Source organism: Pseudomonas sp. LB3P93, assembly GCF_054898025.1.
Window position 1 is genome coordinate 1,641,860 of sequence record NZ_CM142713.1, and the last position, 13,746, is coordinate 1,655,605.

The following is a 13,746-nucleotide window of genomic DNA, read 5'->3' on the forward strand; positions in this document are numbered from 1 at the left end:
CGCCTCATCGAGACCTTCCACATGGACGTTCGCCACTACGCCTTCCTTGCGCGCCAGCCTTCTGCGCAACTGAAAACCCGCGAGCACTTCTTGGGCATGCCCAAGCGCGGATTGGCGTTCCTGTTGGCCAACGTGATGTTCTGGCAGCCGATGTGGGCGCAGGCCGAGGGTATCGTGGTGGCTACGCCGGGGACCAGTCTTGGGCAGGCGGGCAATGGCGTACCCATCGTTAACATCGCGGCGCCCAATGCCAGCGGCCTCTCGCACAACCAGTTCCATGACTACAACGTCGGCAGCGAAGGGGTGATTCTCAACAACGCCACGGTGCGAACGCAGTCGACGCAGCTGGGCGGCATCATCCTTGGCAACCCGAACCTCAACGGTACCGCCGCGCAAGCCATCCTCAACGAAGTCAACGGCGGCAACCCGAGTCAGTTGCGCGGTTACACGGAAGTGGCGGGTCAGTCAGCGCGGGTGATCGTCGCCAACCCCTACGGCATTAGCTGCAACGGCTGCGGATTCATCAACACCCCCCGCGTGACCCTGACCACCGGCAAACCGGTGCTCGACAACGGGCGTCTGGATCGCTATCAGGTTGATCAGGGCAGCGTTTCCATCGACGGCGCCGGGCTGAACGCGACCAACGTAGACAGCTTCGAAATCATCACCCGCAGCGCGAAGATCAATGCCGAGATTCAGGCGAAGAACCTGACGATTGTGGCCGGTCGTAACGACGTCAATGCACAGACGCTCAGCGCCACCGCTCGCGCCGATGACGGCAGCGCCAAACCGCAACTGGCCATCGACTCGTCGGCACTGGGCGGCATGTACGCCGGAGCGATCAAACTGGTCGGTACCGAGGCCGGGGTCGGGGTAAAACTTGACGGCAAACTGATCGCCAGCGGTGGTGATATTCAGCTCGATGCCAATGGGCGTTTGAGCATGGTCAATGCCAAGGCCAGCGAAGCCGTGGTGGTCAAGGCCAGACAGCTTGACGCCACGGGCGCGATCTACGCCGGCACCCGTATCGATGTGCAAGCCACCGAGGGGTTGAGCAACCAGAAAAGCCTAGCCGCGCGGGATAGCATCACCCTGACCAGCAGCGGGCAGGTGATCAACAACGGCATCATCGAAGCGGGCGTCAATGCTGATGAAAGCCGCAATGCCAGCGGCGACGTCAGCCTGTCGGCGGCGAGCCTTAAAAATACTCAAAGCGTGGTTGCCAGTCGCACCTTGACGGTGGCTGCCGCCCAGACCTTGGATAACCAGAGTGGTACGTTGAGCGGCGCGAAAGCCGTGGTTAACGCAGGCCAAATAGATAACCGTGGTGGCCGCGTCCTCGGCACGGACTCGCTCAAAGTCAATGCCATTGGCCTGGATAACCGCACGAATGGTTTGCTGCACAGTGACAACAGTGCCGATGTCACGGTGACGGCTGCGCTGGATAACCAGAGCGGTCGAGTGATAGGCCTCAAAGACTTGGCGCTCAACGCCGGCCAACTGACCAACGACAACGGCCTGGTGGCCAGCCAGAAGCAGGCCCGTGTAACAGCCGGACAGTTGAGTAACCGCGCGGGTGAAATCTCCGCCAACCAAACTACCGTTACCGCCACGACGCTGGATAACCGTTCCGGCAAGCTGCTGGGCAGCAACCTCAACGTAACCGCCAGCGGCGCGATCGATAACCGCCTGGGAATTTTCTCCGCCACCAGCCTGCTGACGGTGCAAGCCTCAAGCCTGGATAACAGCGATAAAGGCTCCGTCGCCAGCCAGGGTAACTTGACCGCGACCATCGCCGGGCTACTCGACAATCACAATGAAGGCAACCTGATCAGCCAGGGCGCCCAGCAGGTTTCCGTCGGGCAACTGAACAACGCCCAGGCCGGGCTGGTGTCCAGCAAAACGACCCTCGCGCTGCACGGAAATACCCTGGCCAACCAGGGCGGTCTGGTGATCACGGATGGGGCATTGACCCTGACCGGTGGCAGCGTCGACAACAGCCAAAAGGGCGTCATCAGCAGCAAGGGTGATACCCGTGTCGAATTGGCCAGCCTGAACAACAGTAATGGCGGCAAACTGAGCAGCGATGGTCGGTTGACGCTCAATGCCAACCAACTCGAGAACGGCGCCGGTCGAATCAGTGCCAAGGGTGACCTGCGGGCAACTGTCGGCGTACTCAACCAACAAGCGGGTGAGTTGGCCAGCGAAGGCGCACTGAGCCTTACCGGCACCTCGCTGGACAACCGCAACGGCGGGCTCGTCGCCGCCACCAAGGGCGTGGACCTGCGTAGCCAGACTATCCTCAACCAGCAAGGCGAAATATCCAGCCAGGCCAAAGTGCTGCTGGTGGCCGATCAACTGACCAACAACGCCGGCAAGGTGATTGGTGACAGTGGCTTGACCTTGACGGTGCAACGCCTGCTCAACCAGAGCAAAGGCCTGCTGGCGGGGCGCGAAAGCCTCGTGTTGAACGGCGGTCAACTGGATAACAGCCAGGGTGGCCGTGTCACCAGCCAAAAAGACCTGAACATCCAGCTGACCGGTGACTTGCTCAACCAGGGGCAGGGCACCTTGCTCAGTGAAGGCGCGTTAACCGTCAAGGCGGCTGCGCTGGATAACAGCCAGGGCGGCATTCTGTCTGCCGCCAATGCGCTGTCGGTCACGACCCAGGGCCAATTGAACAATCAGGCGGGCAAACTGCTGGCCGATGGCACGACCACTCTGGTGAGCGCTGCGCTGAACAACAGCCAGGGAGGTGTGATCAGTGCCAAGGACAGCATTGAGGTGCATAGCGCGGGCTTGAACAACAGTCAAAAAGGCAGCATCAGCAGTGACGCCGGAATCACCCTCAATGCCGGGCAACTGAACAACAGCCAACAAGGTTCGATCTTCGCCAAGTCCACGGTCAAGGCAAGCCTGACCGAGCTGAACCAACAGGATCGTGGCGAATTGGTCAGCAATACTCGCATCGACCTGGACTTGAACTATGGGCAACTGATCAACCGCGACCACGGTCTGATTGCGACACCGGGCCAATTGCTGTTGAGCAACCTAAGCAACGTCGACAACAGCCAGGGCGGTGAGATTTCCAGCACACTGTCATTCCTGTTGGCGGCCGACGTGCTGAGCAACCGGGGCGGCAAAGTCATCAGTGGCGACAGCCTTCAGGTACGCGTCGCCAAGGCGCTGGATAATAGCGTCGAAGGTGTGTTGTCAGCGAAGAACCTCTTGCAGGTGGATGCAGGCAGCCTGGACAACCAGGCCGGTGGCGCACTCGCCAGCCGTGGCGCCTTGGACCTGAAGGTCACCGGTGTTCTGGACAACCATAACCAGGGGCTGATTTCCGCGGCTACTGCCCTGACTGCAACCTCGGGTTCACTGAACAATAGCGACAAGGGCCGGCTCTCCGCCGGCACGCACCAGACCCTCAACACTGGCGCGTTGGATAACCGCCAGGGCGGGCAACTGGTCAGCGATGGCAGCCTGACGGTTACCGCTGCCGATGTGGACAACCGCAGTGGCGTGATCGGTAGTCAGCAAGCGTTGAACCTGACCGTCGCCAACCTCGACAACGGTGCAGGCCTGATCAACAGCCAGGGCGATCTCACCTTGGCAGGCCAGCATGTGGACTCGAGCCTTGGCGGGGAAATCTCGGCCAAGGGCGACTTGAAACTCACCGTTCAACAGCTGATTCAGCGCCAGGGCCGCTTGATCGGCGAGCGCGCCGTGACCATCGACCTGCAAGGCGGCAATCTGGACAACAGCGCGGGCTTGATCAGCGCCAAAGGGCTGTTGACCTTCGCTCGTCTTGCCAACCTGACCAACCGCGAACAAGGAGAAATCTCCAGCCAGAAGGCGTTCACGGTGGCCGCCAGGCGCATCGATAACGGTGATCGCGGGGTCATCCTCAGTGGCGATCTGTTGCGTCTCGACGCTGAGGCAGTGGTCAACGCTGACAAGGGACTGATCTCTGGCTGGAATGGCTTGACGGTCGTTGGGGGCAAGCTGGACAACAGTGCCGAGGGCACGCTGTCGAGCAAGAGCGGTACCTTGAAAACCACACTTACCGGTGCGTTGGACAACCACGCAGCGGGTGCCCTGGTCAGTCAGGGCAAGCAAACCATCAGCGCGGCCAGCCTGAACAATGATAAAGGGATCATCTCAGGCCAGGCGGATGTCAGCCTCACCGTTACCGGTCGCCTGGACAACAGCAACAACGGGTTGATTTCCGCAGGCCAACACCTGGACTTCAACAACGCCCAGAGTGAGATCCTCAACCGTGGCGGCCAGATCAGCGCGGCCAACATCACCCTGATTGCCCAAAGCCTGGACAACAGCGCCGGTCAACTGATCAGCCAGGGCACCCTGGAAGGTACCCTCAGTGGTGCGCTGATCAACGCCAACAAAGCCCGTCTGGCCAGTAGTGCGGCCCTGTTACTGAACGCCGCCAACCTGGATAACCGTGGTGGTCAATTGGTCAGCCAGGACCGGCTTGACCTGACCCTCGCCAATGGCGATCTGAATAACCGCGATAAAGGCACGCTTGCCAGCCAGAAGGACCTGGTGCTCAAGTTGCTGGCCGGTGACGTCAACAACCAGCAGGACGGCCTGATCTTCAGCCAGAAGGGCAAGGTGGATCTCGCCGCTCGAACCCTCAATAACCAGCAGGGCACGTTACAAAGCCATGCCGACAACCTGCTGCGCCTCGGTGGCGCGCTGAACAACCAAGGCGGCCGGGTTGACAGCCTCAGTGGCAGTCTGGACCTGGCGTCGGCCAGTGTGGCCAACACTGCGGGTGGCGTACTCAACAGCAGCAAAGGCTGGATCAAACTGGTCAGTGGTCTGTTCGACAACGGCGGCGGTATCACCCAGGCACAATCGCTGAATATCGACGCCAGGGATGGGTTGCTCAACCAATTGGGGCACTTGTCTGCCTTGGGCGGTGAAAACCGTATCGTCACCAGCACCTTGAACAACCAGGGTGGTGGTGTGTATGCCGATACCTTGCTCAAGGTCACCGCCAAGGATTTCGATAACCAAGGCACTGCGACCGGCAATGGCGGCAAGGTCGGTGCACGCACTATTGACTTCGGCCTCACGGGTACCCTGAGCAACCGCTTCGGCCTGATCGAGAGCGACGACGCCCTGCGCCTGGCTGCTCAATCCATCAACAATGTCGGCGGTAGCCTGAGGGCCATGGGCCGTGCGGGTACCACCGAGATCGATGTTTCGGGCCTGTTCGATAACCGTTTTGGCGCGCTAGAAAGTGCTAATGAAAACCTTAACCTGCAAGCCGGTGGCCTCGACAACAACGGTGGGCGCGTCGTGCATAGCGGCAGCGGTAAGTTCGACCTGACCTCCGATCAAGTCACCCGTGCCGGCGGCAGCTTTGTCACCAACGGTCAACTGGGCATCAAGGCCGCGAGCTGGACCAACAGCAGCGTGATCCAGGCCGGGCGCCTCAACCTTGACATTGGCCAATTCACCCAGACCGCCAGCGGTCAGTTGCTGGGTGCCCAAAGCCTGACCGGCACCGGCGACACCTGGACCAACGAAGGCCTGCTGGCCAGCGACGGTACCCTCAACCTGACGCTCACCGGTGGTTACAGCGGCAACGGCCGGGTCAGCAGCCTGGGAGGCATGACCCTCACTACCGCCAGCCTTAATCTGGGCGAAAACGGCCGTATTGCCGGTGGTGCACTCACCCAGGTCAACAGCACCACCCTGAACAACCGTGGGCGCCTGACCGCCATCGGCGACCTGACGGTCAACGCCAGCACATTGAACAACTACGGCACCCTGGGCGGCGCTGAAAAGGTACGCCTGAACGCCACCCACTTGGTCAACGACAAGGGCCTGATCTTCAGCGGCAGCGACATGACGTTGCGGGTCAATGACTTCAGCAACCGCTATGGCGACGTCTACAGCCTCGGCGGCCTGGACATTGCCCGGGATGACGCAAGCGGGCGCAGCGCCCTGATCGAAAACGTCTCCGGCACTCTGGAAAGCACCGGCAACATGCGCTTGCTGGCTGACACCCTGAGCAACCGCCGCGACCAGTTCAGCACCGAAATGAAACTGGTGTCGGGCAGCTTTGATACCTACTACGACGATTTTTGTGATGGCAAGGGTTGTGAAGTCCACTTTCGCTCGGTTGAGCGTTATGAGGACGTCGTCACCGGCAGTTCCCCCATGGCGTTTATCTCATCGGGTGCCGGCCTGACGGTTACCGCTCAAACCGTCGACAACCTCTACAGCTCAATGTCGGCGGCAGGCAATATCCTGATCAACACCGGGGTACTGAACAACACGGGCGCGGCAGGTGGCGAAGACCGCCATTTTGACTCGAGCTTCTATACCCGCAATGACAGTGTGTACGACACGCTTATCAGCCGTAGGGATCAGTTCAACCTCTATAACAACCCCGACTCGAAAGACTACCGTCCCGGCGAAATGACCATTGAAAAGCTGAAAAACGGGATCGGTAACTTTTACGAGGACTCCAGCTATGTGGTGACGACTACCGGGAGTGTGCTTGCACCGGCCGTTATTCAGGCGGCGGGTTCGGTGACGGTTAATGCGACAAAGGAAATCAATAACAGCGTCATCCGCCCCAACGCCACGGATATCAATACGCCGGCGCAAAACCGCAACACCAACTCCGACGTCGTTGCCTCCACCGTCAAACCGGCGATCACCGCGCAACTGCCACCGGAGCTGGCCCAGCGTCAGGTCAACCCGGTGACCTTGCCCGGATTCAGCCTGCCCACCGGCCAGAACGGCTTGTTCCGCATGAGCGGTCAGCAAGCCAAGGCTGACGGTGCCTCCAGCGCTTCGACGACTAATGCGGACTTCAGCGTCGGCAGCCGCCAAATTACCGCCAAAGACCGGGAACGGACCCTCGACTACACCGCCGTGCAAAAGCGCGGTTTCAGTGTCGACGGCCAGCCACTCAGCGGTGCGGTGAACGGTCAGGGTCCGCTGGCACTGGACACCCGCGCACCGTCGGTCAACCGTGTGCAGGGGTTGCCCGAAATCGCCCCGGTAGACAACAGCCACAAATACCTAATCGAAACCAATCCGGCGCTCACCGACCTCAAGCAGTTCATGAGCTCCGACTACCTGCTCGGCAACCTGGGTTACAACCCCGATGACAGCTGGAAGCGTCTCGGTGACGGCCTCTACGAGCAACGCCTGATCCGCGAAGCCGTGGTGGCGCGTACCGGCCAGCGTTACATCAATGGCATCGCCAGCGATGACGCGCTGTTCCGCTACCTGATGGACAACGCCATCTCCTACAAGGACTCGCTAAACCTGCAACTCGGCGTGTCGCTGACCGCCGAACAAGTGACGGCGCTGACCCACGACATCGTCTGGATGGAAGAGGCGGAGGTCAATGGCCAGAAAGTCCTGACCCCTGTTTTATACCTGGCCCAGGCCAACAATCGTCTGGCGCCCAACGGTGCACTGATCCAGGGCCAGGACGTGAGCCTGATCACCGGCGGCGATCTGCACAACAGCGGCACCCTGCGCGCCACCAACAACCTGAACATGGTGGCGGGCAACCTCGACAACAGTGGCCTGATGCAAGCGGGCAACCGCCTGGAAATGCTCGCCACCGACTCGATCCGCAACAGCCGTGGCGGCATCGTCACCGGCCGCGACCTCAGCGCCACCACCCTGGCCGGCGACATCATCAACGAGCGCACCGTCACCACCTTCAAGCGCGAAGGCGAGCAATTTCAACTGCGCGATGACGTGGTCAGCGAAGCATCGCGCTTCGAAGCCACCGACACCCTCAAGCTCAGCGCCGGGCGTGACGTCCTCAACCTCGGCAGCCACCTCAAGGCCGGCGGCAACGCCAGCGTGACGGCCGGGCGCGACGTAGTCATCGCCAGCCAGACCGAAGAAGACAGCGCCGCCTACCAGCGCCGCCGGGTCAAGAGCACCGAACAAACTGTCCTGCAACACGGCTCCAGCGTGGACGTGGGCGGCAACTTGGCCATCGACGCCCGACGCGACATCGCCGTGGTCGCCAGCACCGTCAGCGCGGCAAAAGACCTCAGCGTCCAGGCCGGCGAAAACCTGACCCTGGCCGCAGCCGCCAACGAAGAGCACGACTACTCCAAAGGCAAAAAAGGCCAGACCAAAACCATTACCCAACTGGACACGGTTACCCAACAAAGCGCCGAGCTGAAAGCCGGTGGCAACCTGATCGCCATCGCCGGCACCGACCTGACCCTGGTCGCCAGCAAAATCAGCGCGGGCAACGAAGCCTATGTGCATGCCAATAACGAGCTGAACCTGCTGGCGGCACAAGACAGCAATTACTCGCTGTACGACATGAACAAAAAGGGTGGCTGGGGCAGCAAGAAGACCCAGCGTGATGAAGTGACCGACGTCAAAAACATCGGTAGTGAAATCAAGACGGGCGGCAACCTGACGTTGGTCAGCGGTGGTGACCAACGCTACCAGGGCGCCAAGCTCAACAGTGGCAAGGACCTGACCCTCGACAGCGGTGGGAGGATCACCTTCGAAGCGGTCAAGGACCTGCACCAGGAGAGCCACGAGAAGAGCAGCAGTAATCTGGCCTGGCAATCGGCCAAGGGTAAGGGCAACACCGATGAAACACTGCGCCAGAGTGAGCTGGAGCACCAAGGCCAACTGATCATCAAGGCCGTCGATGGCTTGCACATCGACATCAAGCAGATCGATCAGAAGTCGGTGAGCGAGACCATCGACACCATGGTGCAGGCCGATCCGAGCCTGGCCTGGCTGAAGGACGCCGAGGCCCGTGGCGACGTGAATTGGCAGCAGATCAAAGAGATCCATGATTCCTTTGACTACAGAAGTTCCGGCCTCGGTGCCGGAGCGATGCTGGCCATCATCATTATTGTGGCGGCACTCACCGCGGGAGCCGCCAGCGCACTCGCGGCCTCGGCGGGTAGCGCTGTGGGTGCGGGTGGCACCATGGCTGCCGCGACCGCTGCAACTGCGGCCACTGCAACCAGCGCCGCCGTGGCGGGCACCGCTGCCGGGCTGGGCAATATTATTGCCACTTCGGTGCTGACGGCGATGGCGGGCAATGCGGCTGTCAACGTGATCAACAACAAAGGCAACCTCGGTGCGACCCTCGCGGATACGTTCAACAGCGAGAGTATGAAAAATTACATCATCGCTGGTGTGACCGCAGGTCTCGCCGCCGGAGTATTCAACGGTTGGACGGGAACTGAAGCGGCCGCCGGGACGCCATTGACCGAATCCACCAGTGGGGCCTTGGCCAATACCGGTAAGGTCGTGGTGTCCAATCCGGGTGGCCTGAGCAGCTTGGGAGGCCTCGGCCAGTTTGCCGCGAACCAGGCACTGCAGAACACCACCTCCGCACTGCTCAATAAAGCGCTGGGGCGCGATGGCAGCTTGGGCGATGCCTTGCAAAACAGTCTGGTGAGTGCGTTCACCGCCTATGGCTTCAATCTGGTGGGTAATACTGGATTGCCGGATGGCGGTCTGGCCAAGATTGGCTTGCATGCGCTGATGGGTGGATTGGCCGCTGTAGCGGCAGGCAGTGACTTTAAAACGGGTGCCTTGGCAGCCGGGCTTAATGAAGCCCTGGTTGCTGATATGGCCTCAAGCTATGCCGGTTTACCCAAGGATGAGCGAGACCGTCTGCTGACGATGAATTCGCAGTTGGTTGGCTTGCTGGCGACCGCTGTTCAAGACCCCAACGCTGATGCTGACAAACTGCAAACTGGGGCGTGGGTCGCGCAGAACGGTACCCAGTATAATTTCGGCGATCACCTGCCTCCAGGTTTAACCGAATATGCGCAAGCGGCCACTACCGCCGTGGAGTACATGCAAAGCCAGGGGGCTTCCGCCGAAGAGGTTGATCAGCTCGCACGAGCACTCGCGCGAGGTGAAGGGTTTGAGGGCGTCCAGCCAGCGAACGAATTCGTCAAGGCGTGGGGCGAGTTCATGGCCGGATCGCTTTCTGGCTTAGGGTTAGCCGCTATACTAGGGAAGGCCGGTTCGTGGTTTGCAAAAGGTGGAAGTTCGGTCGCAGATGATTTCTTCGCAGGCACGAAATATACAGATAAAGTCCTAGGTCAGATCAAGACTGGCGATCTTCATGGATTCCCGGAAAGTGTCACAACGTTCCAGGGGGCCGGACAGGTGACGAAGATCACCGGGGGAGATGGTGTTGTAAGAGATATGCTGAAAATTCCAGGTGAGTATCGTGGGAAACAGGGCGTTTTCGAGTTCATAAAGGAGTCGGATGGGTCAATCAATCACCGACTATTCAAGCCAGCCCCGGCGGAGTGACTTATGAATACTATATGGTCGGAACAAATTGATCCTATTCTAAATTGCGGAGTATCCCTCGAGCATTTGGGTGTGAGGAACTGGGCCTTGGGACGTGATGAAGCTTTACGTGCTGTTTATGAACTTGAGGCTTTTGGAATTTCGATTCTTGGAGGGGATGTATATCAACTAGTTGGCGAGACAGCTGAGCAAACGTACGACAGTTGGTACTGCGACCAAGGTTCCGACGAGTCGGATTCTGATTTTTTAAAGCGAAGTTCTGACAAGGCCGCGAGTTATATTTTCAGGTACTTAATGCCTGGAGGGCTTTTTGCTCTAGTGCCTAAAGTCTAGTTTCCCCAAGAGGTGTAGTAACGGTAGGCGCGTTGCCCTTGGCCCTCCGCTGGCTTTGCCGCTGGACAGCTAGGGGTTTTGGGTTTGTGGTGACTTAGGCTGCCCCGAAATTTCCCAATATATAGGCGCAAAACCGCGCCCCACCCCCGCGGAAGCCATGACGACGTTTGGGGGCGGTGAGCCTCTGGTAGGCTTTGATCGCAAAACCGTCGGCAGAGTCGTCGATCGCTCTTTAAAAATGCGTCTCTACAATTTTTGAGACACGGGCCGAACACCCACGTCGTGGTGTTTTTTGACCTTGACCGCGTCTCGGCTGTGCCAACCGGCGAGCAGGCCGCGCCCCGTCTAGCGTTGCGCGCCTCAACAACGGAATTCGCCTCGGGCGATCCCCTTGAACAAAAAGGGTGGTTGGGGCAGCAAAAAAACGCAGCGTGATGAAGTCACTGATGTGAAAAACATCGGCAGCGAAATCAAGACCGGTGGCGACCTGACGCTGGAGAGCGGTGGGGATCAGAAGTACCAGGCGGCGAAGCTCGACAGTGGCGGCGATATCGCGATTGTCAGTGGTGGGGCGGTGACGTTTGAGGCGGTTAAGGATTTGCGTCAGGAGAGTCATGAGAAGAGCAAGGGTGACTTGGCTTGGACGAGTGCGAAGGGCAAGGGTAATACCGATGAGACACTGCGCCAGACGCAGATGATCGCGGAAGGTAGCGTCGTGATTAAAGCCGTCGACGGCTTGAAGATTGATATTAAGCAGATCGACCAGCACACCATAAGCCAGACCATCGATGTGATGGTAAAGGCCGACCCGCAACTGGCTTGGCTGACAGAGGCCGAGAAGCGTGGAGATGTGGACTGGCGGCAAGTGCAAGAAATGCATGATTCGTTCAAATACAGCCATTCCAGCCTTGGGCAGGGCGCGATGCTGGCGATCATCGTCACGGTCCTGACGGCGGGGGCTGCGAGTGCGGCGGTGGCTTCTGCCAGTACGGCGATGGGCGCCACTGCGGGTGGGACCATGGCGGCGGCTTCGATAGGCACCGCAGCGACGGCGACTACCGCTGCCACGGCGGCTACGGCGGCGGGACTGGGGAATGTGATCGCGACGAGCGTGCTCACTTCGATGGCCAGTACGGCAGCAGTTAGCACGATTAATAACAAAGGGAATTTGGGCGCTGCTCTGAAAGACGTCGCCTCCTCTGAAAATCTCAAAGGTTACGTACTTGCGGGTGCTACCGCGGGTATTGCCGCACAGTTCGGTTTTAACCCTACGAAGTTGTCGTTTGATGCAGCTGGCGCTAAGGCTGTGGCGATTAAAGTTGCCGCCGACACCGCAGCGAAAACGGCGATCATGGGCGGTAGCGTTAAAGACAATCTCATCGACGCGACGCTGGGGGCCGGAATATCTATTGCCGGCGCAATCGGTGCCAATAAGATTGGTGATGTAACGCTGTTCGAAAACGGCAAACTGACAAAAACAGTAATGCACGCCGCATTGGGCGGCTTGATGGCCGAGGCAATGGGCGGCGACTTCCGATCAGGGGCGCTGGCGGCCGGTGTGAATGAAGCTGTCGTGGACTTCCTTGCCGACAAGTTGCTACCCGTCGGCGTCGATAGAAACAGTCCGGAATACCAGCAAGGGATCAGTAAGCTACTGGCAGCATCGCAACTGATCGGTGTATTGAGCGCAGCGATTACTGGGGGCGACGCATCTGCTGCTTCCGCAGTTACGGCAAACGCAACGCAGTACAACAACCTCGACCACCCCTCTGCTGAGCGTTTGCTGAAAGAGCTTCAAGGCTGTCGCGCGACGCAAGGCTGCAGTGCACAGAACATCCGCGAGATTGTAGGAAACTACGAAGAACTCTCGACCAAGCGTTCGATGGCCATGAATGCCTGTAAGAGCAGAGCGTGTGTAGATGGAGTCCAGAACAGCGCAGTTTCACTGGATGCACCGGTCGCCAAGGACCTGATGGATTTCCTGCGGCGAAATATCTCCTACGACATGGCCGGGCTGCTCACAGGGAACCCAGGAGCCATAGCGGTTCCCTCGCAGGGAGTCGATGGCTGGGGAGCATTGTTTGCTTCGGATAAGCAAATTGCTTTTGCGAAGAATCTCAAGGAAGGTTGGCTGACCCCGGCTGAGCTGGCGGATATAGATCAATGGGCCAAAGAGACCAGCTGGATAGATCCGCCGAGTGGAAAGAAACTGTCTCCGCTGGAACGGGCTACACTGTTGACCGAGGTCATGTCAGCGGTGGGTCCGGCGCTGATTGGGAAAAGTCCGGTAGGTTTTGGTAGGGGTGGCGCAAAAGCAACTGGTTCGGTAGATAAGCTTCCACCTCTACGGCAAGCATATGTCGATGAAGTTAATAGTTTGTCAGAGATTAGTCTCAGTATGCGCGCAGCAGGTGCAACGCCAGAGCAAGTCGCTCGTCAACTCCATCAGATACGCCGTGAGTTAGGCGTTCAATATAAGGATCTAACACCACCTGATAAGCTTGCAGGGATTTATGAGCGAAACTTGCGAGTATATGGGGACAAGCTTGGGCCATCTATTGATTGGCTGAGAGCTAAAGGCAAAAGCTGGGAGCAGATAACTGAGTCTGCAAGTCGTTCAGGCGGGAAGGATTTAGGTTTTTAAATATGACTGATGAATTTGCATCAATAGTACTGGGTGATGAATACGATGCGGTGTTGCGTAACGCCCTGCACATTGTTTTAGTCAGGCTTGGTGCTGTAGGGCTTGATAAGTCCTGGGCGGTTGGAGGCTCTCAAGAAATTGAGGTCGCAGAGGTTGAATTGATGGGCGAGAAAGTTAAAATTGAGTCAGAAACATTCGTGGGTCTTACTATATTTGGACCTGGGTTTATTATTGATGAGGTAGCCGAGAAAGTGCGTCAGGAACTTGCTATCTAAGCGTTTAAACTAGTGGTAGTGTTGTGCCTTGCAGCTGCAAAGTTTTTCTGTCGGCTGGCCACCTGTTTCATGCTCTGTCTTACCATGGAGGCATAGGCGGTTGGCGGGAGGCAGTTGTAGCAGGAGCAAAAGCTGGTGACTTGCTTCTTTCTCGAATCGACGGTGATCAATTTG

3 protein-coding genes and 1 pseudogene are annotated in these 13,746 nt (G+C 58.8%); all 4 read left to right on the plus strand.

All coding sequences use genetic code 11. The features are described 5' to 3' along the window. Positions 1–21: 21 nt before the first annotated feature. Positions 22–10,320: a two-partner secretion domain-containing protein gene (locus ACYZT8_RS07325; protein WP_461980157.1), complete on the plus strand. Its 10,299-nt coding sequence runs from the start codon at positions 22–24 to the stop codon at positions 10,318–10,320. A gap of 3 nt (positions 10,321–10,323) precedes the next feature. Beyond that, complete coding sequence (gene imm40 / locus ACYZT8_RS07330; protein ID WP_461980158.1) at positions 10,324–10,653, plus strand: Imm40 family immunity protein; 330 nt, start codon at positions 10,324–10,326, stop codon at positions 10,651–10,653. Between the two features lie 391 nt (positions 10,654–11,044). Then, positions 11,045–13,297 (plus strand): annotated as a pseudogene (locus ACYZT8_RS07335) (DUF637 domain-containing protein); the annotation flags it as partial. Between the two features lie 2 nt (positions 13,298–13,299). Then, entirely contained in the window at positions 13,300–13,572 is a 273-nt protein-coding gene (locus ACYZT8_RS07340) for a hypothetical protein (RefSeq protein ID WP_461980159.1), read from the plus strand. The last annotated feature ends 174 nt before the right edge of the window (positions 13,573–13,746 follow it).

Bases quoted from the DNA above. Each gene is read 5' to 3' on its own strand.
- ACYZT8_RS07340 (WP_461980159.1), top strand. From the start codon at position 13,300: ATGACTGATGAATTTGCATCAATAGTACTGGGTGATGAATACGATGCG.
- ACYZT8_RS07325 (WP_461980157.1), top strand. From the start codon at position 22: ATGGACGTTCGCCACTACGCCTTCCTTGCGCGCCAGCCTTCTGCGCAA.
- imm40 (WP_461980158.1), top strand. From the start codon at position 10,324: ATGAATACTATATGGTCGGAACAAATTGATCCTATTCTAAATTGCGGA.